General features: G+C 42.2%; 17 protein-coding genes. 3 read left to right on the plus strand and 14 right to left on the minus strand.

The annotated features are described in order from the left end of the window. Window positions 1–37 precede the first annotated feature (37 nt). From ACFSJE_RS03915 to ACFSJE_RS03935, 5 genes are all read right to left on the minus strand, one after another. A complete protein-coding gene (locus tag ACFSJE_RS03915; protein ID WP_379829672.1) occupies window positions 38–1,849 on the minus strand; it encodes a sodium:solute symporter family protein in 1,812 nt (603 codons plus the stop codon). 192 nt (window positions 1,850–2,041) lie between these two features. Further along, the gene (locus ACFSJE_RS03920) at window positions 2,042–3,751 is read right to left on the minus strand and encodes a SusD/RagB family nutrient-binding outer membrane lipoprotein (protein ID WP_379829673.1); all 1,710 of its coding nucleotides are present in this window, start codon (window positions 3,749–3,751) and stop codon (window positions 2,042–2,044) included. Window positions 3,752–3,761: 10 nt separating this feature from the next. After that, window positions 3,762–6,857 carry a SusC/RagA family TonB-linked outer membrane protein gene (locus ACFSJE_RS03925; protein WP_379829674.1) on the minus strand — a complete coding sequence of 1,032 codons (3,096 nt, stop codon included), beginning with the start codon at window positions 6,855–6,857 and terminating at the stop codon, window positions 3,762–3,764. A 300-nt stretch (window positions 6,858–7,157) separates the two neighbouring features. After that, window positions 7,158–7,565, minus strand: a complete 408-nt coding sequence (locus tag ACFSJE_RS03930; protein WP_379829675.1) for a hypothetical protein — start codon at window positions 7,563–7,565, stop codon at window positions 7,158–7,160. A 6-nt stretch (window positions 7,566–7,571) separates the two neighbouring features. After that, window positions 7,572–8,642 (minus strand): carbohydrate-binding family 9-like protein, encoded by a 1,071-nt coding sequence (locus tag ACFSJE_RS03935; protein WP_379829676.1) that lies wholly within the window; start codon window positions 8,640–8,642, stop codon window positions 7,572–7,574. A 191-nt stretch (window positions 8,643–8,833) separates the two neighbouring features. Here ACFSJE_RS03935 and ACFSJE_RS03940 point away from each other — a divergent pair, with 191 nt between their 5' ends. Beyond that, on the plus strand, window positions 8,834–9,916 hold the full coding sequence (locus tag ACFSJE_RS03940; protein ID WP_379829677.1) for a sensor histidine kinase: 1,083 nt from the start codon (window positions 8,834–8,836) through the stop codon (window positions 9,914–9,916). Further along, window positions 9,913–10,644, plus strand: a complete 732-nt coding sequence (locus ACFSJE_RS03945; protein ID WP_379829678.1) for a LytR/AlgR family response regulator transcription factor — start codon at window positions 9,913–9,915, stop codon at window positions 10,642–10,644. Before ACFSJE_RS03940 ends, ACFSJE_RS03945 begins: the two co-directional genes overlap by 4 nt. A gap of 49 nt (window positions 10,645–10,693) precedes the next feature. Here the strand turns inward: ACFSJE_RS03945 and ACFSJE_RS03950 are convergent, their stop codons facing one another. Both ACFSJE_RS03950 and ACFSJE_RS03955 read right to left on the minus strand, forming a co-directional pair. After that, entirely contained in the window at window positions 10,694–11,407 is a 714-nt protein-coding gene (locus ACFSJE_RS03950; protein ID WP_379829679.1) for a gluconate 2-dehydrogenase subunit 3 family protein, read from the minus strand. A 3-nt stretch (window positions 11,408–11,410) separates the two neighbouring features. Continuing rightward, window positions 11,411–13,132, minus strand: a complete 1,722-nt coding sequence (locus ACFSJE_RS03955; protein WP_379829680.1) for a GMC family oxidoreductase — start codon at window positions 13,130–13,132, stop codon at window positions 11,411–11,413. Between the two features lie 552 nt (window positions 13,133–13,684). Between ACFSJE_RS03955 and ACFSJE_RS03960 the strand changes: the two genes are divergently transcribed. Then, the gene (locus ACFSJE_RS03960; RefSeq protein ID WP_379829681.1) at window positions 13,685–15,556 is read left to right on the plus strand and encodes a fasciclin domain-containing protein; all 1,872 of its coding nucleotides are present in this window, start codon (window positions 13,685–13,687) and stop codon (window positions 15,554–15,556) included. A gap of 84 nt (window positions 15,557–15,640) precedes the next feature. Here the strand turns inward: ACFSJE_RS03960 and ACFSJE_RS03965 are convergent, their stop codons facing one another. The 7 genes from ACFSJE_RS03965 to ACFSJE_RS03995 form a co-directional block, all read right to left on the minus strand. Then, a complete protein-coding gene (locus ACFSJE_RS03965) occupies window positions 15,641–17,119 on the minus strand; it encodes a cryptochrome/photolyase family protein (protein ID WP_379829682.1) in 1,479 nt (492 codons plus the stop codon). Beyond that, window positions 17,116–18,534, minus strand: a complete 1,419-nt coding sequence (locus tag ACFSJE_RS03970) for an SDR family oxidoreductase (RefSeq protein ID WP_379829683.1) — start codon at window positions 18,532–18,534, stop codon at window positions 17,116–17,118. The genes ACFSJE_RS03965 and ACFSJE_RS03970 overlap by 4 nt, the downstream gene beginning before the upstream one ends. A 13-nt stretch (window positions 18,535–18,547) precedes the next feature. Further along, a complete protein-coding gene (locus ACFSJE_RS03975; RefSeq protein WP_379829684.1) occupies window positions 18,548–19,165 on the minus strand; it encodes a flavin reductase family protein in 618 nt (205 codons plus the stop codon). Next, the gene (locus ACFSJE_RS03980) at window positions 19,162–20,472 is read right to left on the minus strand and encodes an ABC1 kinase family protein (protein WP_379829685.1); all 1,311 of its coding nucleotides are present in this window, start codon (window positions 20,470–20,472) and stop codon (window positions 19,162–19,164) included. The genes ACFSJE_RS03975 and ACFSJE_RS03980 overlap by 4 nt, the downstream gene beginning before the upstream one ends. Then, window positions 20,473–21,129, minus strand: coding sequence for a TetR/AcrR family transcriptional regulator (locus ACFSJE_RS03985; RefSeq protein ID WP_379829686.1), 657 nt, complete (start codon window positions 21,127–21,129; stop codon window positions 20,473–20,475). It abuts the gene before it with no gap. A 75-nt stretch (window positions 21,130–21,204) separates the two neighbouring features. After that, complete coding sequence (locus ACFSJE_RS03990; protein WP_379829687.1) at window positions 21,205–22,617, minus strand: TolC family protein; 1,413 nt, start codon at window positions 22,615–22,617, stop codon at window positions 21,205–21,207. After that, window positions 22,601–23,950: an HlyD family secretion protein gene (locus ACFSJE_RS03995; RefSeq protein ID WP_379829688.1), complete on the minus strand. Its 1,350-nt coding sequence runs from the start codon at window positions 23,948–23,950 to the stop codon at window positions 22,601–22,603. Before ACFSJE_RS03995 ends, ACFSJE_RS03990 begins: the two co-directional genes overlap by 17 nt. Window positions 23,951–23,952: the final 2 nt, after the last annotated feature.

Raw genomic sequence — 23,952 nt, forward strand, 5'->3', positions numbered from 1 at the left:
CTTTGGGCCAACTCTACATTTATCAGTCAATTTTCTACTAGGTAATCGTGGCTTTAATCTGTCTCCATTTTAGAATTAACACGGAACCTGAAAGTATAGCCACTGCGGTCAATATCAGGGCTCCTGTCCATCGACCATAAATCCAATATCCGGTAGCAAACAGCAAACTGTAGATTAAAACAGTACCATACAACATAGCTTGAATACCACTGGGCACACTCCATTTTTCGCCATTGTCCAGTTCGGTGCCCTCTGCCCTAGCCTCTTCCACAATTTTTTTCCAGCCTGGGCCACCTGGATTAATCTTTTTGTAAAAACTGTTCAATACTTCGTTGCTTTCTGGAGCTGTGCTGTAGGTTGCAATCAACCAAGCGGCTGTAGTGATCAATACTACTGTTGGATACTCCATCCAGTCGGGCAGAATACCTATTTCCGTGGCGAACAAATAATCACCCAATGGAGTCAACTTAAACAGTAATGATAATATTCCTGAAACAAACATGGCCGTAATCTCACTCCACGCATTAATACGCCACCAAAACCATCTTAAGATAAAAATCAGGCCGGTACCCGCACCAAATACGAGCAGTACCTCAAACAATTGAAGGGCATTTTGCAACAGCAATGCCAAAAGGGCGCTCAGAATCATTAGACCAACGGTGGAAATCCGCCCAACGGCCACCAATCGTTTTTCAGAAGCATTAGGATTGACCCGTTGCTTGTAAAAATCATAAACAATGTACGAGGAGCCCCAGTTAAGCTGCGTTGAAATGGTTGACATATACGCGGCTACCAGCGAAGCCAAAACCAATCCTAACAATCCAGACGGTAGCTTCGTCAACATGGCAGAATACGCCAAATCATGACCCAGTTTATCATCGGCTACGATAGGAAAAGCCTGTTGTAAACTTTCCAAATCTGGGAATACCACCAGGGACGCAAGCGCAACCAAAATCCAAGGCCAAGGACGCATAGCATAGTGCATAATATTGAAAAAGAAGGTAGCGCCGATAGCGTGCTTTTCATTCTTTGCAGACAACATACGCTGGGCAATATACCCACCACCACCTGGCTCTGAACCCGGATACCAAGAACTCCACCATTGTACTGCCAGTGGAATAATCAATAGGGTTATCAAGGTTTTGGTATTGCTGGTATCTGGTAAAATATCCAGTTTTGCCTTTACATTTTCGTTGGACAGCAACGCTTCCAAACCTCCTACTTCTGGGATATTGACTAGGTAGTATGCCGCACCAATGGCACCACCCATGGCCACAAAGAACAAAAGGAAATCGGTATAGACCACTCCTTTGAATCCACCAACGGCACTAAAAATAACGGTAATAAGTCCAGCACTGACGACGGTCTGCCAAGGCTCCAACCCAAGCATGATACCACCAATCTTTATGGCAGCCAGCGTTACGGCGGACATGGTAATAACATTAAAGATGACCCCTAAATATATAGACCGAAAACCTCTTAAAAAACGGGCAGGTTTTCCACCGTAGCGCAATTCATAAAATTCAAGGTCAGTATTGACGTTGGATTTTCTCCAAAGTCGGGCATAGATAAAAACGGTAAGGAGTCCTGTTAGTAAAAAGGCCCACCAAACCCAGTTTCCCGACACCCCGTTGGTTCGGACAATATCCGTGACCAGATTGGGCGTATCTGTGGAGAATGTAGTCGCCACCATGGATATCCCCAACAGCCACCAAGGCATGGATTTACCGGAGAGAAAGAATTCGGAACTGTCTTTTCCCGAACTTTTGGAAACATACAGTCCAATACCCAAAGTGATGGCAAAAAAGCCAAAGATGATGAGTATATCCCACGTATTTAATGATATCATAATAGTCTAAGTTAAAATCGGAATTAGGTTAGAAAAGTAAAGTACAACAAATATGGCACATCAATTTGGATAAATTTAAGGCCTATAAAAAAGTAAAGGAAGAGCAGCTCTTCCTTTACCTTAATTAACTCAAAATAAACTAACTCAAATTATGAAGTAATCCCAACGGATTGATTCCATAACATCTTTGGCTTATTGTGCAAACCAAAGCGTAGTTCCTTGCATATCGGCTCCTTGAGCGGCATTTGCAGCTTCTGTATTTGGGCCGTTGGTATTGTATGCATTGGTACCGTAACGCATTCTTTGTGGGTATGCACCGTTAAGCGTTCCTGCACTGTATAGGTCATAATCGGAAACTCCTGCAGCCAATTCCGAAGGATATCCACTATCCCTAACAATGGCCCAAGCTTCTGCTCCATCAGTGAAAGCGGCAATCCATCTTTGGATGCTTATCTTTTCAAGATTTTCGTCAGCAGAACCATCAAGTAATGCCATGTTTTCTGTACTGATGAAAGTTTCGATAGCAGCATCGTCAACATTCCAAATTCGCATGGCTTGTCTGATACCTTCTTGATAGAATGTTTGAGCATCACCGGTAGCCAAACCTTTTACAATCGCTTCGGCTTGCAAGAAGTTACCTTCTGCCGCAGTGAAAACAATCTCAGGGAAAATATCGTTCCCTTGGTTTTTGGCATTGATAATAATCGGAGCTGGTCTTGAGAAAAGCGCTTCTTTTACATGGGTGTAAATCAACCCATTTAAACGAGTGGGTTGTCCAACATAATACGGTGTATCAGTTGCTACATCGATAGTAACAGTGGCCAATCCATCTCCGTTGGTGCCATCCACTCTAGTGTAGCTTACACCAGCATTATCCAATTGTTCCAAGATAAAATCTACGTGTTTACCAAAAAGAGCTACACCTTCACCTTCAACAGGTTCTGTGAAAACCACTTCACCACCATCAATAGGTTGTGCGTACATGGGTAATCTTGGATCATTGTTGGCTTGAAGGTAATCCACCAAAGTCTTACCTACCGTCCAGTTGGAACCAACACCGAAGTTGTGCCAAACATCGCCATAGGCAGCGTTGGACCACTGTGAAATTTCGGTATCCTTTTCCATTAAGGCATTGTCGGTATCTGCTACCAAAAGGTCACCGGCCAAAGCTTCATTAATAGCAGCAGTGGCAAAGTCAGCTCCTGGAGCTCCTTGGGCTCTTAGTGCCATTCTTAATTTAAGACTGTTGGCCAATTTCTTCCACTGTTGCAAATCTCCTCCGAAGAAAAGGTCATTCTCAGCCAAAAGCTCTACACCTTCACCAGTAGCACTAGCATCTCCAATAATAGTCATGGCTTCATCCAACTCGGCAATCACACCTTGGTAGATAGCAGCTTGCGTATCATAGGCTGGTGTAATGATCTCTGGATTTAGTGCCTCAGAATAAGGAACCATTCCAAATACATCGGTATAGGTTTGATAATACAGTCCCTTCATGATCAATCCTATTGCATAATAGTTTTGATTTTCAAGCTCACCACCTTCTCCAACAAAGTTCATGAAGGCACTTAGGCTACTTACATAACCTGACAAATAATCGTAGGCGGCATCGGTATATCCAGAATCATAACTGTATCCTAGACCATCGGTCCACCAGCTACCATTGAATCCAAAGCAGAACTGACCTGCAAAACGATCCCAATGGATCAATTGAGCCCTCCAATAGGGGAACCTGTCCGGTGCATATAATCTAATTTGTGTTTCTGTCACAAAATATTTGGCACTGACCTCGTCAGATGTAAAGGCATTTGGCTTTACATTGATATCGTCAAAATCGGAACAACTTATTGCGAACAATAGGGAGGCAACTGCCAATCCTATTTTCATTATTTCTTTTTTCATCATCATTTTTTTATAATTTCAGATTAAGGTTCAAACCAAGGCTCCTGACCGTGGGTACATTGTTAATGGAAATACCCTGTCCGTTCAGTCCAGTACCTAAAGTGGCGTCTGGATCAATATCATCTGCTTTTTTGTAAAGGAAGAACAAGTTTCTTCCAATCAATCCTAAGGATGCAGAATTAAGACCAACTTTCTTAACCAAGTCACTGCTAAAGTTATAGGTCAATGCAAATTCCCTTAATCTTACGTTGGTTTGCTCATATACATAGTTTTCAGCAATGCCAGACATAGCACCCCAGTATTCTTGGGCTGTAATTGCTTCCGTATTTGCTGAACCGGTACCAGAGTTAATGGCATCAACCACAACTCCTCCGTCCCTGAATTCCAAGCTTCTTTCTGAAACACCGGCTCCATCTAGGCTTGCAGAAGTTACAGAATAAATCTCACCACCTACACGTCCATCAATCAAGAATCGAAGGGAAACATTTTTGTATGAAATGGTGTTGGTAAGACCACCAATCCAATCGGGTTGTGCATTTCCTAAAAGTTCTCTTTCAGAAGATGCCAATGGAATACCTTCGGCATTTACCAACCTATTACCAGCATCATCTGTGGCCCAAACTGTACCGTAAATGTCACCGATACCTCCACCTACGTTTGCTGCGATAGCTACGTTACCGGAGTTGGTGGTGTTTAGGATGGTACCATCCAAACCTTCGATCAAGGAATTCACCGTGTTCTTGTTTTTGGAGAAGTTAAAGGAAACATCCCAAGAGAAATTTTCGGTTCTCACAGGCATACCTCCAATCAACAGTTCCACACCTTTGTTCTGTACCTCACCAATGTTTGATTTGTAGAAGTTAAATCCGGTAGCGGCTGCCACAGGCAAATCATAAATCATGTCATTGGTCGTAATGTTATACATGGAGAAGTCGAAATACAAACGATTTTTGAAAAAGCGTCCTTCAGCACCAAATTCGATGGATTTTACGCTTTCAGGTTTCAAATCTTCGTTGTATCTGATGTTAGGTGCACTTAAAGTGGTCAATCCCAAATAACCTTGTTGTGGTACATCAAAAGTTTGGTACAACTGGTAAACACCGGTATCGTTACCTACTTCGGCCCAGCTGGTTCTCAATTTGAACATATCCACTACGCTTCTTTCAGGATCAATGAATCTATCCAATAGTACCGCAAAACTCGCAGAAGGATAAAAATAAGAACGATTGTCAGCCGCCAATGTGGATGACCAGTCGTTTCTTGCTGTTAAATCCAAATACATAAAATTGTCATAACCCAAGGATACGGAACCATACAAAGAGTTCACCTTTTTAGTTTCCATTGGAGTATGTGTGCTGGATTGAATGTTGGTGTTGGCCAACAAAGCACGGGTTGGAATCTTAAATTGTGACCCCACCACACTCATTCTTTCGGCAGTACGCTTGGATAGGTTACCACCCACATTTGCAGAAACATTAAGTTTCTCTCCAAAATCTTTAGTAGCTGTGATCAAGAAGTCAGAGTTCATTTCGGTGAACTTGTCCGTTTTGAACTCAACACGTCCGTATCTGTTGAAGTGATGTCCAACAGGATTAATTAAATCGGTTCTTACATTGGTTACGTCACCACCAACTCTAATGAAAGCGGACAACCAATCGTTGAATTCATAGTTTACTTTACCAAAACCGATGAAACGGTCACGTCTTTGGTCGTTGATATCTTCATACTGAATCCAGTAGGGGTTACCAATACTTTTTCCACTACCAGAATAGCTGATCACATCATATTCACTGATTCCATTACTTGGATCATATAATGAAGGACTATCCATTTGGTAGGTCTTAAGGTCGTTTACATCAACACTTCTAGGCATGTAATAGACATAGCCCAAAACCCCTTCAGAACCTAAATTTACCCTGTTGTTCAAGTCTTGGGTGAAAAAAGTTGCCTTTCCATCAAAACTCAACTTGTCAGAAATGTCCACCAACGTTCTCAAGTTGAAGTTGTGACTGTTCAATTTGGAATTTGGGATGATGGATGTTGTATGGTTATTGGTATATGAAAAACGCATGCTGTAATCCTCACCTCCTTTATCAACGGATACAGAGTTGATCAACTTTTCGCCAGTTTCAAAATAATTCTCAACATTGTTGGGCTGTGGCGAGTATGCTTTTTGCTCTCCGTTAAAATAGATTTGTTGTGAACCATCCATTCTAGCACCCCAAGAGGAAGTTCCCATACCTGCAACATCAGGATAAGGCGCTCCATTGGTACCTTGTCCGTACTGATTCTGAAAATCAGGTAAGAACATTGGGTTTTCCAAGGTTACGTTTGAATTGAAGGAAACGCCAAGGCCTCTTCCTTTGCTTCCTTTTTTGGTAGTGATCAAAAGCACCCCACTGGCTGCTCTAGAACCGTAAAGGGCCGCTGCGTTAGGTCCCTTCAATACCGATACTGATTCGATATCTTCTGGGTTAAGGTCGGTAATACCACCACCAGTTACGCTACTACTGTAAACGCTACCTCCAGATTCGGTATCAGACATATCAATTGGAATACCATCCACGACGATAAGTGCTTGGTTGTTCCCGGTAATGGAATTGTTACCACGAAGTACAATCCTTGAACTGGAACCCACACCACCGGATTGGTTGACCACCAAACCTGCAACCTTACCTACCAAGGAGTTGGCCACGTTGTAGTCTTTTACTGTGTTAATTTGCTCCGATTCCACCTCGGTTACTGCGTAACCCAGTGATTTTTTCTCCCGACTGATACCTAAAGCGGTTACCACCACCTCGTCTAGAAGTTGCGTGTCCTCCAGTAAAGTTAAATCAATCGTTGATCTTCCCGAAACAGGAATTTCAATGGTCTGGTAACCCAAATAGGAAAATACCAGAGTGGCATTGCTACCGGACACTGTAATACTGTAGTTCCCATCGAAATCGGAAGTAACCCCATTACTGGTTCCTTTTTCAACAATGTTGACCCCAGGTAACGGTGTGCCAGCTTCGTCAGAAACCGTTCCGGTAATTGCTTGCGCCATGACTCCTTGAATGGAGATCATAATCGCAAAAACAAATACATACTTAAGTTTTTGAATCATGTTAGTTTATTTGATCGTTAGTAATTAAGAAATACGTTAATTTAAAGTTAACGTATGTAGTGAAAGTCCCCAATTGTTGGGTATTGGAGAAAAAAATTCGACCAACAACAAACGTGAAAAGCCGAAGGGAGGTTTTGTTTGCTGAAAGCAAAACGAATGACGACCAAAAAAGGAAATAGATAAAATAAGCCTGTTTTTGTTATTGGATTTTAAACCAATTTAAAGTTTGGCCGAAAAAAATGCAACAAAGACCTGATGAAGCAATCCAAGTTTTGGACAAATGAGTAAGAAAGTGTTCCGCTATTTTTTGGACAGTGCCGTTTGATCAAAAAAGATGGCTTTTTTAGCTCCATTTTTTTTGGCCTGTTCAATGGCCTCCTGTAAAGTATCAGGATTCATGTTAGGAACATTGAACGCAGTGTGGACCTCCACGCCCTCAGTTTCTGCCAAAACCACCAAATGTTCCACAAAAACAGAATCCTTTCCGTTTTCCACCAAAATAATATGCAATCCTTGGGTCTTGTATTTTTTAAACTCTTCAATGTAGTAGGCATCCTTCTTACTTGAATCCGCGGAAATACAGACCCAATAAGCCAACTCCTTTTCGCCCTTACCCACAATTTTGGCATTGGGCTTTAAACCTATATTATCCATGCAGGAAACCGCGGCTAAAGCTAGAAGTACTATGACGATTTGGGATATTCTCACTACACCTTATTTTACTTGTTGATATTTTCCATCTTCCACAATGGAGTAGGTCTTTCCTGTGAATGGGCTCTTTACCTGAATGGACCACCCCATCCGATGTAATTCCATATCAAGGTCCAGTTGGGTACCATCTTTCAAGACAGGCTCCAATCCAAGTTTCTCCAAACTCGTTGCCCACGAACCATGTTCAGCACGATATTTTTTTTGCCCTCGATAATAACGGTAAAGCATCCAGCGAATCTGTTCATCTTCAGGAATGGTGAAATGGTCCTTCTCTCCCGCAATGTTGGATGAAAAATAAGCATAACCCCAATGTTCGGGTTCGTGCATATTGATGACCCCTTGTGGAGACCATACCCAATTATATTCAGGGAGATATTTCCCGTTTGCGTCCTTTTTTCTGAAATATTTTCCATCAACAAGGTCAAAATCCCAATTCACCCTCGAAAAATTGATTCGCCAAAAATCCCCTTCTGGTATGGCATTCCTCCCACTACCCTCCTTTAATACTTCCCAGGGCATGGCCACTTCAACGCTCCAACTGGTATCCGTGTCAGAAGCATCATTCAAAGTACCCTTCACGTGTACTGCTGATTTCAATCCCAAAATGTCCCAGCTGTCAACAACAGGCGCATTTTCCCGGTAGGGCTTTACGATAAACAAATCCCAAATGGTATTTAGGGCATTCATTTCAAACTCATAATAATTATGGGTATCGCCATCGGGGTCTATGAAAATTTCAAAATCATTATTATAGAAAATGACGGTATCACGTTGTTTTAGGGTCGCCCAAACATGGGGTTCTTCCAATTCAGCAAAAAAGTACAGGTAAGTTTCATCCCATAACATCCGCATATTGGTTTTGTACTTTGGGATTTTTACGCCTTCTATATCGATAAAATCCTTGGAAACCTCTGCCTTGCCCCAAGCGGACTCATTCGCTAATCCATCAATCGTAATCGGTTCATTGGTCTTGTAGACAATAATGGATCGGGGTGTTTCCTTTTGCTGACCAGCACAGGAAACCACGTTTGCCATACACAAACACAACACCACTATTTGAAACATTTTTGACATTGGACCGAATTCAATATTAACGATTCATGAACTTTGCTTTAGTTACATTTGAAGCCGAACTAAACGGTTATAAATCCATTCCATATTTAGTTATTTGTAAAAATTCCTAATTTCATCCGGATTTATGCGCTTTATTAGACCAATGACAGCTAAGGGAAGCCAAATGTTCAAAAAATGTAATCATTAGCCAGATGCAACTACAGAAACAAGTCAAGAATAGATTCTTGGTAAATGCCGCCACGCAGTTCAAAATTACCACGGTACACCATATCATATTCTGGCTTATCTATTTTACCTTCAATTTCTTACGATGGGGCAGCTATTTTAATGATTACCTCTATTCCTTGAAATCCAATCTTTTGGGATTTCCAATCCATATTTTCCTTACCTATTTCACCATATACTATTTGATACCCCGCTTTATTTTTAAGCGAAAAATCATTGCTTTTGTTCTTGTTCTATTTTCCTCCATTTTTGTAATGGTAGTCATTAAATACCTCCTTACCTATTTCTTGATAAGGGAGGATGTTTGGCCTGAAGGCCCTGAAACACATAGCCTTACGTTAAATTACACTATAGTGATGATGCTGGGTGAACTCTATGTGATCACCTTTGTGGCTTCCATAAAATTGACCATTGATTGGCTCAGGGAAACTGGAAGGGCGGCCCGATTGGAAAAAGAACAATTGGAAACAGAACTTCGGTTTTTGCGGGCACAAATTTCACCGCATTTTTTCTTTAACACACTCAATAATATTTATTCCCTTAGCCTAGAGAAATCCGATAAAACCCCAGATACCATCATTAAATTATCGGACTTGATGCGTTACGTACTTTATGAGACCAAGGACAAGAATCAAAGTCTACGCAAAGAATTGATTTTCATAAAAAACTACTTAGATCTTGAAAAAATTCGGTATACCGATAACCTTAAACTTGAGTTTGAGGTAACCGGAGATCCCAAAGGGAAAAAAATTGCACCAATGCTTTTGGTACAATTCATTGAAAACGCCTTTAAACATGGGGCCAACCAGAATATTGGCAAGGTCAGGATAAGTATAAAAGTTCTGATTGAGGAAAAGTTTCTTTACTTTGGTATCAGCAATACCAAACCAAAAAACCACCTAAACAGCAAAGAAAAGTATGCTGGGGGCATAGGGCTTTTGAATGTCGAGAAAAGATTAAAATTGAGGTATGGTGAAGATGAGTACAAACTCGACATACATGAGGAACTGGATGAATATATTGTGAACTTAAAGCTCAAACTCAGATGAATATAAAATGTGTGATTATTGATGATGAGCCGTTGGCGGTAAAAGTCATCCAGAATTATATTGAACAAATCAAGGAATTGGAGGAAATGGCCGTTTTCAACAATGCCATTGACAGCCTTGCCTATTTGCGGGAGAACAAACCCGACCTGCTTTTTTTGGACGTGAACATGCCTATTATTGACGGATTCAGCTTTCTTGACAGCTTGGATGAAAAGCCTATGGTCATTATCACCTCCGCCCATGCAGAACATGCGGCCAAAGGCTTTGACCAAGAAGTTTTGGACTATTTGGTAAAGCCCATTTCCCTACCGAGGTTCATAAAGGCGGTGAACAAGGCCATTGCTAAATGCAAGGACCACCCAAAATGGGATACTACCCGTGACCACATTTTTGTGAAGGTTGACAAAAAGAAGATGAAAAAAATCTACTTGGATGAGATTATCCTTGTGGAAAGCCTAAAAGATTATATCAAAATAATTACCACAAAAGGCAATCATATCGTGCACAAAACCTTGAGTGCCTTTACAGAAGAGCTTTCCAGCGATAAATTTATCCGAATTCACAGGTCGCACACCGTTTCCATCGACAAAATTGACGCTTTGGAAGGCAATAGTGTTGAGATAGCGGGTAAACGCTACGTTATCGGAAGAAGCTATCTGGAAGACGTTAAGGCCAATATTTTGGACCGTTCCATTTCTACTACAGGAAACAAAACCGGACTAGAATAAAAAAGCTTGCCATGTAGGGCAAGCTTTATTTTATATTTCTGCTATTGGATTACGTAATCAGATTCATATCGTCATCCCATTCTGCAATGTCGTTTCGTTTGCTCTGATCCACACATTTGGCAATCCACTCTGGGTCGTAGGAGACCCCATGTTGTTCGAGAACATCATCAGGAACTCCATCCCATACATTGGGCATATTTCCTTTGTAACCCAATTCCTCGATTCCAATTTTTGAGGTGTAAAAACCGGTCATGGTGAGATTTCGAACCAAGGAGAAAAAATTGACTTCAAATGGTCTTTCACTCTCAGGCACTTCTGGGTCGTAAAAAGCTATTTCATCCAAAATGGACTTTTGCTGTTCCTCCGTAGCAGATTTAAACTCCACCTTAAAATCAGTATTGCTCTTATGGTCCAGCCACATGATACCTCCCCTTAAATCGGTTTGCATTTCAGGCAAATCCTTGGCCATAAAATCTATGAAAGAAACCACATCGGCATCGGAAGCACTTTTAAATTCAGAACTTCCAGGCAAGATCAAATCACAGAGAACGGTCATGGTAGCAATTTCATAATTGGTAAAAAACTGTTCTTCATACAGTTTGGCAACTTCCTCATTCTCCCTCTCGGTACGCCATTTAACTGCGGAACTCTCAATGGCCTTTTCATCAATGACTTCTTCAGTTCCTGGCTTGCATCCATTGAGTGCCAGTCCTCCAGCCACGGAGCCCAATACAATCGATTTTAAACTTTTCCTTCTATCCATTGCCTATAGATTTTGCTTTTTCAATTGATCTACAATATAATCTGATGCTCTCCAAGAGAGGGCCAAAATGGTCCACGTACAGTTCTTATCAGCTTGCGAGGTGAACGGTCCTGCATCCACTACAAAAACATTGTCCACATCATGTAACTGCTGATATTTATTCGTCACTGAGGTCTTTGGGTCATCTCCCATTCGCGTGGTTCCCACTTCATGGATGATTCGTCCGGGAACATGAAGACCGTAATCCACATCCTTTCCTGGCTTGTCACCAACAGGCTCGCCGCCCAAGTTGACCAAGATTTCCTCAAAAGTATCTTGCATGTGCTTCGCCTGATTCCGTTCATTATCAGACCACTTATAATGGAAGCGAAGCACGGGAATACCCCACTCATCCACCGTATTTGGGTCGATTTCGCAGTAGTTGTCACGCAGGGCGATGGATTCACCACGACCACTGAGTCCGACCAGTGCCCCATAATATTTTTTGGCATCGCTTCGAAGCATGTCGCCATAACCTCCAACTTTGGTTCCAAAGAATTTATTGAATTCATTTACATTGAATCCAAAACCGTAGCTTGGCATTCCCATTCCTCCCCAAATTTCAATGTGATATCCTCTTGGGAAATCCAACTTGGAGTTGTCACCCCACCATGGCGAATACACGTGCATTCCTCCTACGCCATCTTCATTGTAGGATACTTTTCGGTTCATTAAATCAGGTACGAAGGCCATTCGGTCGGCACCTGTGGAATCATGTAAATATCTACCTACATTGTCACTGCTGTTCCCCAATCCATTAGGATGCTGTGGGCTTTTTGAATTCAGTAGGATTCGAGCTGAACTACAAGCCGAAGCGCCCAAAATCACAACTTTTCCTTTCAGTTGGTATTCCCGTCTATCCTCTTTGTTGATATAGGATACCCCTGTTGCCCTACCTTCATCATCCGTAGTGACTTCGCGCACAACGCAATTGACAAAAAGGTCAACCTGTCCCCCATTCTTTTGAGCGGGAAACACCAAACAAGTTCCTGCGGAAAAATCGGCATACACTTGACAAGCCCTAGAGCATTGTCCGCAATAGAAACAAACGCCCCTATCATTATTTATTCTTTTGGTGAGCATGGACAATCGGGATGGATATACAGGCACCCCGGATTTTTTAGCTCCTTTTATATAGAATAATTCGTGCAGTCTTGGTTTGGGTGGTGGAAGGAAAAATCCATCAGGATCATTATGAAGTCCCTCCTTTGTTCCAAAGACTCCTATCAATTTGTCGACTTTGTCATAGTATGGACTTACATCATCATAGCTAATAGGCCAATCCTCTCCATAGCCATCAAGGCTTTTGTGTTTAAAATCATCTGGGCCAAACCGCAGGGAAATACGTCCCCAGTGGTTGGTACGCCCACCCAACATGTGCGAACGAAACCAGTCAAACTTTGTTCCATCCTTGTGAGTGTAGGGTTCGCCCTCAATCTCCCATCCGCCATAGGCGGCATCAAAATCGCCAAAAGGCCTAACAGTTCCTGCTCCCCTCCTTGGGGATTCATACGGCCATCGTAACTGGGTTCGTTGTTCTGGGTCTGCGGGGTCAAAAAACGGACCTGCTTCTACCACGGCCACTTTGAGGCCTGCATCGGCCAAAACCTTTGTGGCCATACCTCCCCCTGCTCCCGATCCCACTATAATAGCATCGTAGACCGTTGAATTTTCAATTATCTGCATTGTGTTTCAAGCTGTTATTTAACACTGATTAAACTCTTTACCATTTCCAAAAACCAGCAGAATCTAAATTCTGTACAGCACAGTTACATGTGTGTTTTTGGGTGAACGATGAATATTCACAAATTTCAATTTAGAATCCCTAATTTTTAGACCAACGACCCTCTCAAGAAGCTTAATAACAACAAAAAAAGCTTAAGGGTGGCAACCCTTTAAGCCTGTTTTATTTTGATTCTTGATGAATCAATATGTCATTTCCTTATCACGGATAATCTCCGAAATGTGTGTTGATTGCCATTTTCAACCATTCCTTATAAATAGGAATCGATTTACGGTGCTCATAAATATCGTAAAAATTTAAGAACATCCTAACTTCTTTCTTATTTAACGTAAAAAATACGTTTATAAATTTCTCTTCTGCCCTTCTGTCCATCTCATCTACCCAGTTTTAAGAAAAGTCACGTATTTTGTTAAACTTTTTAAAATAATTCTTAAACAAAACTTTTGTTGTTTAACTTTATAATGAAATTGTTAAACATTTTAAACAACAGTCACATGAAAACTTTACTTAGAATAACCGGACGAACCCTGTTACCCTTCTTACTCATTTTTGCTTCATGCTCGGATGATGATGATGGAATGGACCCCCCACCAGAAGTCACCGTAAACATTGTTGAAGCAGCCCAAGCAACTGCAGATTTAAGCTCATTGGTGGCTGCCCTTCAAAAAGCAGATGAAAGTACCAACAACGATTTAATCACCGCACTGAGCGGTGAGGGTCCTTTCACCGTTTTTGCTCCAACCAACCAAGCCTTTGCTGATTTATTGGCACAGTTGGACGGATTTGATTCGCTAGATGATTTTAGTTCCCAAGAACTTCAAGACCTCTTAGCAGTAATTCTAACCTATCACATGGTGCCTGGAGCAGCGGCCATGTCCTCTGACTTGAGCGATGGCCAAACCCTTACCACGCTTCAAGGTTCTTCTTTGACCGTAAGTACTACTGGAGGCGTTTTTATTGATGATGCCACCGATACGGATGCCCAAGTAACTACCGCAAATGTGGAGACCTCCAATGGAGTGGTACATATTATAGATAAGGTACTTCTTCCACAAGCCATTCTTGATGAATTGGCGGATATCATCCTTGTTCCTATCACAGATTTGGCGATGGGCAACGAAAATCTGGAAAATTTGGTGGCAGCCCTTGTTGCTGCTGATGGCGATTTGCCAACGGTTTTGAGAGGCGATGGACCTTTTACGGTTTTGGCTCCAACTGATGCCGCTTTTGAAACCTTCTTGGATGGTGCTTCCTTAGGTGACATTCCAACCGAGGTATTGACCCAAGTATTATTGAACCACGTAATTTCAGGCGAGGTCTACAGCACCGATTTGCAAGGTCTAGGGTCTGGATATACATCAACCTTGGCCACTGGAGCAGGAGATGAAAATATGAGCATATTTTTCGATACTTCTGATGGGGTTACTTTCAATGGAGTTTCATCCGTAGTGACACCTGATGTGAAAGCTCTAAATGGAGTGGTTCATGTGGTTGACGCTGTAATAGATTTACCAAACATTGTAGATCATGCTGTGGCCAATCCAAGTCTGACTTCTTTGGTGGCTGCCTTGACCGATGGAGGCAACACAACATTCACTGACCTTCTGTCCAATGCTGAAGAAGAGTTTACCGTGTTTGCTCCTGTCAATGATGCCTTCGCTGCATTTACAAATCCAAATTCCAATGATATCAATGCCATTTTGGCCAATCATGTGGTGGTGGGTGCATCTGCCTTCTCAACAGGATTGATGAACTCCTACGTGAATACCGCTGCGGAATTCGACACAGATGAGAACTTAAGTCTTTATATCAATACCGATGATGGAGTTACTTTAAATGGCGTGAGTACTGTTGTTATTGCCGATATTGTAGCCACCAACGGGGTGATTCATGCCGTGGATGCCGTAATTGACTTACCTACAGTAGTAACCTTCGCTGTTGCAGACCCTAATTTTTCCACTTTGGTTCAAGCGTTGACAGAGCTTACTCCAAGTACAGATTTTGTGAGTGTGTTGTCTGCCCAAAATGGAGATGGTGCCGACCCATTCACGGTCTTTGCTCCAACCAATGCCGCCTTTGAAGCACTTCCTGCTATTCCAGGCGAAACTGATTTGATTCCAATCTTGCAACATCACGTAGTCGCAGGGGCTAATGTACGTTCTGGTGATTTATCCGACGGCATTTCTGCTACCACCCTTGAAGGTGATGATATCACAATCAACCTGCCTGGCACAGATGATAATATTGCTGATGTAACCGATGGTGCTGGAAATACCGGTATTGGTATTGATGCTGTCGATGTTCAAGCCATTAACGGAGTTATCCATGTACTTGATGGTGTTCTAATTCCAGATACAACGAATTAATAATTAGTTAGTTTCTAGTTTCAAAAAAGCTCCCAAGATGAATTTCTTGGGAGCTTTTACTTTTGTTTCAATTCATACTAAAATTTAAGAAGCATCCAGTTGCTCTAAATACATCTTCGCATTTTGCAGGTGCGTTACTTTGGTTTCGGGTTTCATTCTATCAAAATTGCGGAGTAGCATACCCAGTCTTGGATTCTGCTCAAAAAAAACACGATTCTTGTCCATAAAATTCCAAAAGAGGCCATCCCAAATTTCTTCCCATTTTCCTCCTGCATAATCTCCCATTTTGTTGATGTAATTGCTACTACTGATGTACGGCTTAGTGCTCATAAGTCCTCCATCCGCAAAAAGCCCCATGCCGTAGACATTGGGCACCATTACCCAATCATAGGCATCAATGAACAATTCCATGAACCATTGGTAAATAGCATCGGGATCGAACTCACACAACAACATAAAGTTGCAGAGCACCATCAATCGTTCTATGTGATGCGCATAGCCCGTTTTCAAGACCTTTTTAATGGTAATATCTACAGGTATGATTCCAGTGGTTCCATCATAAAATGACTTTGGAATCTTTCTGGAGTAGCCCCAGAAATTACGGGTTCGTTCTTCGGTTCCTTTTACGTGATACATCCCCCGGATGAACTCGCGCCAACCCATAATCTGTCGTACAAATCCTTCCACCGAGTTGATGGGCACCTTGTGCTCTTCAGCAAATGAAAGCGATGTATGCAAAATAGCTTCAACAGATAGCAAACCCACATTAAGCATAGGGGTCAAAATACTGTGGTGCAGATATGAAGCATCCTTTACCAAGGCATCTTCATAATCTCCAAATTTATGAAACCGGTTTTCCAAAAAATCTTGGAACCAACGTTCGGCCGACTCAAAATTGATGGGATACAACGGTGTTGGTGAAAGTGCTCCAATGTTGTCCTTGTAATGGGATTCGACATAAGCTTTGCCTGCTTCAAAATAAGCATCCGCATCAGGGAAAGAGATGGCCGGAGGGGTTCCATTCTTGGGATATCGCTTCCGATTGTCCACATCAAAAGTCCACTTCCCACCTTTTGGATTCTCACCTTCCATCAAAATATTACGTTTTTGACGCTGCTGTTTGTAAAACGATGTCTGAAAAAAATTCTTCTTGTTGGGTTTGAAGAAATGCGACAAATCATCCGTGGTGTTCAAAAAAAGTGGAGAATCAGACCACTTGATATCGACCCCAGAAGTACTTGATTTAATTCGTTTCTCCAGCCAATTGTCCGTTGGGTCGATAATATGAAACTCTACATATCCTTCAGTTCTCAACTCTTTCAGCAGCACCCTTATGTCCGACTGCTCTTGCTGGGCCTCCACATAATGAACTTTGTAACCGCTTTCAGAAAGGTAATCGGCATAAAATTTCATGCTAGCCCGGTGGAACAAGATTTTCTGCTTGTGAAAATTATATTGATTAAAAAACAAGGTTTCTTCCACCAAAAAAACAGGAGCATCTTTGGGAAGCAAATCCAAATTTTTAAAAAGTTGGTGTGGAAAACGGATACTTGCTTTTTTCATTTGCCCACCAAAGCATTGATCATCCCCCGGAACACAAAAGCATGAAATGGCAGTACCATGTACCAATACAGGCGTCCCCAAAGCCCTTTTGGTCTAAAAACAGCCCGCTGAAACAAGGTGTTCTTCACTATTTTGAACTCCAACCAGGCCTCACCCGGCAACTTCATCTCAGCGAACAGGAGCAATCGTTTTTGTTTTTTATCGGCCAACAAAACCCGCCAAAAATCCAAGGGGTCTCCTGCTTCCAAATTGGTATCGTGTCTGCGCCCTCTGCGAAGTCCCACACCACCAAAAACTTTGTCCAAATACCCACGAATGCGCCAAAGCAGATTAAATCCATACCAACCATTTGTTCCACCAATAGACCAGATTTTATTGAGCGTATAGGTTTCATCCAAAACAGTTTTCGAACGCACGTCTTTAAAACAACCGTGGTTGGGCACCTGAATATGGTCGGACAATTGGTCATGGAAAACTCCGCTGCTGATGGCATCCTTCCAACTGGAAATGACCGAGTTTTGTTCGATTTTTTGAAATGCGAGTCGCACCGCTTCTTTATAGGATAACGGTCGTACTCCTAAAATTCCATTGATTTGACTTGGTTTGGCGATTACCTCCACCTTCATACTATCCACCAATGCCTTGGCTAAATTAAAAGAAGTGGATGTCACAAAATAGAGCCAATAGGATGACAATCGCGGGGTGAGCACAGGCAGGGTAAGAATATATCGTTTTAATCCGCGTACCTGTCCGAATTGATACAACATTTGCTTGTAGGTAAGAATCTCCGGCCCACATATGTCAAAGGATTGGTTCATGACCTCCTCTGTTCCAGCTGCCCGTTCCAAGAAATGGAGCACATCCCGAATGGCGATTGGCTGCGTTCGCGTGTTCAACCATTTAGGAGCGACCATAACTGGAAGTTTTTCCACAATATCACGGATAATTTCAAAGGAAGCACTACCACTTCCCACAATAATACCCGCCCTAAAAGTGGTCAGCGCATACGCATCAGACCTTAAGGTCTTTTCCACGGCCAACCGGGATTTTAAATGTTTGGAAAGGGATGCATCATTCACAATGCCCCCTAAATAAACGACTTGTCGACAAGCTGTTTTTTCAATTAAACTCTTGAAATTTTGCGCACATTGTTGCTCTAGGTCTTCGAAATTATCACCTGTAGCTGCCATGGAATGAATCAGGTAATAAGCAACATCAATGTCTTCAGGAAACACAACGTCCTCCGTTTCCAAAAAGTCCACTTTAATGAATTCAATCCCATTTTTGGACTCAATTTCATCTGGAATCCGGTTTAAATCACGCACACAACAAATGATTTGATGGTCTTTCGCCAGCAGATTCAGTACCAATCGCTTGGCAATATAACCCGTTGTTCCTGTGATGAGAATCCGCATTTATAATGTCTTTTTATTTCTTGGGACGTTGATAGGGATATCTTGTTTGTAGTTGGGGCAAAGTGTATCCATCAAGACCATTAATACTGACAATGTTTCCTTTGGAAAGGTTTACAAATCCATCTTCCTCAAGCAGGTCATCTTGAATATAAACCGAAAGTATTTCACCCACCACTAGGATGGTCCCGTTCAGTTTTATAGGATATTCCTCCGCAAATCTCATGGCCACCTTAATAGGTGCTTGGGCCACAAATGGAGCTTTGAAATCAGCAATATATTCAGATTGTAAGTTGGTCATCTCAAACTCCGATACACCCTTGGGGTACTTAGCCGAAGTATGGTGCCCATCTTCCATAATCTCCTTTGAAATATGGTTTATGCTGTAAAAACCGGTCTGTTTTATATTGTCGTAGGAGTTTCTTGCTACCGTGGTGGGTCTTTGCACAAATCCCAGAACGGCCGGGTCAGAACCCAAATGGATTACCGAACTAAAAACCGCTACGTTCTGATTACCTTGGTCATCCGCAGTTGCGATTAGATTGGCAGATTTAAAACCGGACAGACTATTCACCAAATTTATGCGATACAGCCTGTCCATGGAATCCAAGTCCGATTGCGTAAAACACCTCATAGCGTATTGAAATTATTAACCTGAACATGATTGGCCTTGAGGTCGTGCATGAGGTTGTAGAGTCCAAAGAACGTTCTGTTGATATAAATAAAATGCTTTGAACCACGGTTGGCGTCCATTCGTCGCAGTTCAGTGTTTTGTGCATATTTTTTACCGAGTTCTGTTATTTTTCCAAAAAAGACCTCGTCCGAGAAATCAAAGACCTCATTATGGAACGGTTGGGTAAACAGGCTCAGCATTTCTTGAAACATGGCCGTAAAGAATTTAATTTCTTCGGGTGAATCTTCAGGACGAAGGATTTCCAGCTCAAAGAGTTTCTGTTGAAAAAACTCAGGATTGGAGATGTTTTCCTTTCGGGCCAATTCAAAATAAGGAACGTAAAATGAATCCGGTATCGCTTTGATGCAACCGAAATCCAACACTACCAACTGATTATCCCTGGACACCAAAAAGTTACCTGGATGTGGGTCCGCATGGACTTTCTTCAAACGGTGAATTTGGTACATGTAAAAGTCCCAAAGGGCCTGGCCTAAAACATTGGACACCCCGCTGTCAGTATTGTGTGCTGTAAATTCGGAAAGATGTTCCCCATCCATCCAATCCATCGTTATGATTTTTTCTGAAGAAAGATTTGCATAGTAGGATGGGAATTTGAGATTGGGCAGGTGGCCACAGGCTTCCACAATACTTTGGCTTTGTTCAACTTCCAACAGATAATTGGTCTCTTCCATCAACTTATCCCTGACTTCCTTAAAATATTTATCGCTGTCCTTCCCCTTAATATTGAACATTTTTAGGGCGATGGGCTTTACAAGGGCCAAATCCGTGGCAATACTATCCGAAACCCCAGGATATTGAATTTTTACGGCCAGCTTCTTTCCATCTTTTTCAGCTTGATGGACTTGTCCGATACTGGCACCGTGTACCGCTTCGGGGTTGAAAGCATCGTAAACTTCGGATGGGGACTTTCCAAAATACTTTTTGAAGGTTTTGTTCACCAAAGGTGCGGACAACGGCGGCACGGAAAACTGGGACAAGGAAAATTTTTCTACATAAGCCCTTGGCAACATGTTCTTTTCCATGCTCAGCATCTGCGCCACTTTAAGCGCACTACCTTTTAATTCCCGGAGACTACCATAAATATCCTCTGCATTGTCTTGATTGAGTTTTTCCTTGGCCTCCGCTTCTGAAGTGGCCATCTTATTACCATAGTACTTGATGTAATTTACACCGACTTTGGCTCCAGTTTGTACCAATTTCGTAGCACGCTGGATTTTGGAAGTGGGGATACTATCTATTGTTTTCATTTACGACATCGCCATTTTTTCCTTGAAAATAAACTTCCCCAAGTCCACAAGACTTTGCAATGGGGTCGCTTCCAAAACATCAAAAGAACTGTTCACGGATTTCTCAATAAGGATATCCGTTTTTTCAAAGGAAGGCGAGTTGTCATCCAACCAAAATTTTAGGGTAAACAATAGCTGCCCCCATGCACCTTCTGAAATGGCCTTACGCTGAAACTTTTTTATCTGCTCTTGGTCAATATCCAAGGTTTTTATGTCCAAGCTATCCACATAAGTAGTAAAGCCTTCCCGAAGTTTATGCAGTGTTTTTAGATTGTCCAATACCTGCTTTTTACTTCGTAGGACCAAAACAACATAGCTCCTATTGGCCGTCAAAATCTCAAAAAAGGTATAGTAGAAACTTAATAGCTGATTTCGGGCATTGGAATTGATATACGCCTCATCTTTTTGAAGTAACTCCAAGGTATTATCAAGAAACGTTGAGAATATGGAAGATTTAATCGAACCAAACGACCCAAAGTAGTCATAAAAACTGCTCTCTTCCAGATTGTAAGCCTTGCAAAACTTATATACCGAAGCTGGTTCTTGGTCGTGCTCCAGTACATAATCCATGAACCAGGAGACTATTTGCTGCTTGGAAATATTCTTCTTTTTAGCCATTGTCCTTGTTTTTTGTAAAGATACAAAACGTTTAAGTTTTTTACTTAAACATTAAACATCTTTAACAGGGACTGGTTACAAGTTTTCGGGGTTAATGGCCAGGCTCTTGAACAATTTGGCTTTGGTATGAAAAAATTTGTTCTGCATTTCGTTCCGTTTCAGATATGCATCAATCAACTTACTTTCCCTTGAATTGACCAAAAACAAGGAACTTTCTCCAAAACTGAACTTACGCTCCTCCGCATCCAACATAGTACTGTAATCTTGAACGATATTCGCTATCAATTCATTCTGGGTGATGAACGAGTCCAACTCCCGATAAATAGCAATCACCTTATTCTGAATCTCAACCTGTGCATTGTCGCGTTCAAACTCGGCATCCATTAGCTTGAATTTGGCCAATTTTAGGTCACCCCTTTCCTTCCGCAAAAACAACGGCAATTGAAATGAAACGCCTCCTTTGTAATTCTCGGTCACGAAAGAGTTTATCATATCTGGTGTTTCTGTAAGAAAATTGTATTCCACATCCAGTTTGGGAAGCAATTTATTGGCCTTGAGTCGCTTGTCAACCATAAGGCCGTCTATTTTATATTCCAACGACCTCAATTTGGGATGATTTTCCAGACTAAAACTATCCAGCGGTTTGCCGAGAATTTCTAAGGTTACATCAATCTCACTTTCTATATTGAGGTCCGGGGTCACTTCGTTCTGTAACTCCACCGGGACATCCTCAATCCATAGAAAATTGGAGACTTCGAGGGATTTCTTCATCAATTCCACCTTGGCCTGCTCGTAGCCTAGTTCCCGATTTCGAACAGCTATTTTGGCCTCAACGGTGTCGATAATCGCGATATCACCCGCAAGTGCGCTTTCCCGTATTCCCTGAAACCGAATATCGGCATTGTCCAAAAAATCCTTAAACACTTCGGCATCGCGGTACGCCCTCATCCAATCGAAATAAGCAATGGATGCTTTATATAGCACTTCATTCACCAAGATATCTTGGTCCGCCTTGGATTGCTCCCTAAAAAACTTGGCCTTTCTCAAGGTGGCCATACGCTCGTTGGCCCAAAAACCATCCAGCAACGACATGGACACTCCGGCACTATATAGCCCATCTTCGGGCAAGGTTTCGCTTGCACTGAGGTACTCTCCCTCATTCTGTTGATAATTCCCTTTGAGTTCAATGCCAAACCATGTTGGTATTTTAAAGGTGGTATTGAGTCGGTCCCAATACTCCGTATCCTTGAACTGCTTCCGGTCGTAATCCACTTCAACCTTGGGGTCAAAACCTCCCCTTGCCTTCATGAGGTTGGCCTGCCCAGCGGCGATGGTCAATTGGGCCTGTTTGGCAATGGGATGGTATTTTTTCACATATCCCAAATACTCCTTAAAACCCAAAACCAAACTATCTTGTTGGGCTTGCAAAGCAAAAGCGATGAGGAAAAAAATCCAACATAACTTCTTTGTCCTACTGCTTAGTGCCATCAGTGTTTGAATTTTGAGGTTGATAATAATTGGGTGGGAAACCATTTAGCTGTCTCCACAATTCAAACCAAATCGGAACATCCTCCAACAAGGCCATGGTACTTGCCCCAGAACCTACACGAATATCTTTTGGCCACTCCGCCTCTTCTTCATCTGGAGCCAAGAGTACCCTATATTTTCCATTTGGGCTGATGAAGGTTTCAATGGCCACAATCTTACCCCCAAAAGTACCATAAGAAACATTGGGCCATCCACTGAATACGATTGCAGGCCAACCATCAAACTGAACCCGAACCTTCTCCCCTACGTGAATCAGGGGTAAATCAATGGGGGCCACATAGGTTTCAACAGCCAAATCATAGCTTGCAGGCATAATGCCTACAAGCCTATCCCCTTCTTTGAAGGTCTCTCCAATCCCAGATTGAAGCGCCTTGTTGATATAGCCACTTTGCGGTGCCCTGATGAATTGAAGGCTATTCCGCATTTCGTAGTTGGTGTACTCATTCTCCAACTTGGTTACCTGCGCCTCAGAATCAAATTGATTGGATTGGGCCGAGTACAAGTCACTACGTGCCTTGGAAATCTTGTCGGTGTACTCCGCCTGAACCCGAGTAATTTCAACTTGCGCATTGATGACGTCGTTTTTACTGGCCAATAACTTATTCTCTTGTGAGATAAGCTTTGCTTGCGCTTCTTGAAGCTTCAAACGTTTCTCTTCCAAATCGGTCACAGCCTTCAGTCCTTCCTTTTCCAGTTGGTCCACCCGATCGTACTGTCGTTGTGCTATGGTAATGTTGGTTTTGGCCGCTTCAAGGTCGATACTATCGCTCTTTACCTTGAGTTTGGATTGCATCAATTTATTCCTGGCCTGCTCCAATTTTAACTGAAGTTCTTGGGACAATGCCCCTATCTGGGTCTGCAACGCGCCCACTTTTTCTTGATAGGAGGTCACCGACATTTCCTTGGCCTTAATTTGTTGTCCGGTACGCTCAACCAATCTTGGATCAAAATATTCGCTTTTCACCTCAGAAATTTGAAGAATAGTATCTCCCTTTTCTACATAATCCCCTTCCCTGACGAACCATTTTTCAATTCGTCCCGGGATGGGGGATTGAATGGTCTGGGGTCTTTGGTCCGGGGTCAATGTGGTTAAGAAACCACGACCGGAGATGGTCTGTGTCCACGGTAGAAACAGCACAATGAATCCCATGATAAAAAATACGGCCAAAAAGCGATTGAATTGCTTGTAATGTCGCTTGTGAAAGACTTTACCCGCCTTGTATACCGTAATGTCTACCTTCTGATTTAATTTGTTATGTGATATGTTCAGCATGG

This window comes from Flagellimonas iocasae (genome assembly GCF_042682725.1).
Taxonomy (GTDB): domain Bacteria; phylum Bacteroidota; class Bacteroidia; order Flavobacteriales; family Flavobacteriaceae; genus Flagellimonas; species Flagellimonas iocasae.

Excerpts from the sequence above, each read along its gene's own strand:
- ACFSJE_RS03915 (WP_379829672.1), bottom strand. The coding sequence starts at position 1,849 with ATGATATCATTAAATACGTGGGATATACTCATCATCTTTGGCTTTTTT.
- ACFSJE_RS03935 (WP_379829676.1), bottom strand. The coding sequence starts at position 8,642 with ATGTCAAAAATGTTTCAAATAGTGGTGTTGTGTTTGTGTATGGCAAAC.
- ACFSJE_RS03975 (WP_379829684.1), bottom strand. The coding sequence starts at position 19,165 with ATGAGGTGTTTTACGCAATCGGACTTGGATTCCATGGACAGGCTGTAT.
- ACFSJE_RS03965 (WP_379829682.1), bottom strand. The coding sequence starts at position 17,119 with ATGAAAAAAGCAAGTATCCGTTTTCCACACCAACTTTTTAAAAATTTG.
- ACFSJE_RS03950 (WP_379829679.1), bottom strand. The coding sequence starts at position 11,407 with ATGGATAGAAGGAAAAGTTTAAAATCGATTGTATTGGGCTCCGTGGCT.
- ACFSJE_RS03940 (WP_379829677.1), top strand. The coding sequence starts at position 8,834 with ATGCAACTACAGAAACAAGTCAAGAATAGATTCTTGGTAAATGCCGCC.
- ACFSJE_RS03990 (WP_379829687.1), bottom strand. The coding sequence starts at position 22,617 with ATGGCACTAAGCAGTAGGACAAAGAAGTTATGTTGGATTTTTTTCCTC.
- ACFSJE_RS03945 (WP_379829678.1), top strand. The coding sequence starts at position 9,913 with ATGAATATAAAATGTGTGATTATTGATGATGAGCCGTTGGCGGTAAAA.
- ACFSJE_RS03960 (WP_379829681.1), top strand. The coding sequence starts at position 13,685 with ATGAAAACTTTACTTAGAATAACCGGACGAACCCTGTTACCCTTCTTA.
- ACFSJE_RS03995 (WP_379829688.1), bottom strand. The coding sequence starts at position 23,950 with ATGCTGAACATATCACATAACAAATTAAATCAGAAGGTAGACATTACG.
- ACFSJE_RS03920 (WP_379829673.1), bottom strand. The coding sequence starts at position 3,751 with ATGAAAAAAGAAATAATGAAAATAGGATTGGCAGTTGCCTCCCTATTG.
- ACFSJE_RS03925 (WP_379829674.1), bottom strand. The coding sequence starts at position 6,857 with ATGATTCAAAAACTTAAGTATGTATTTGTTTTTGCGATTATGATCTCC.
- ACFSJE_RS03955 (WP_379829680.1), bottom strand. The coding sequence starts at position 13,132 with ATGCAGATAATTGAAAATTCAACGGTCTACGATGCTATTATAGTGGGA.
- ACFSJE_RS03985 (WP_379829686.1), bottom strand. The coding sequence starts at position 21,129 with ATGGCTAAAAAGAAGAATATTTCCAAGCAGCAAATAGTCTCCTGGTTC.
- ACFSJE_RS03970 (WP_379829683.1), bottom strand. The coding sequence starts at position 18,534 with ATGCGGATTCTCATCACAGGAACAACGGGTTATATTGCCAAGCGATTG.
- ACFSJE_RS03980 (WP_379829685.1), bottom strand. The coding sequence starts at position 20,472 with ATGAAAACAATAGATAGTATCCCCACTTCCAAAATCCAGCGTGCTACG.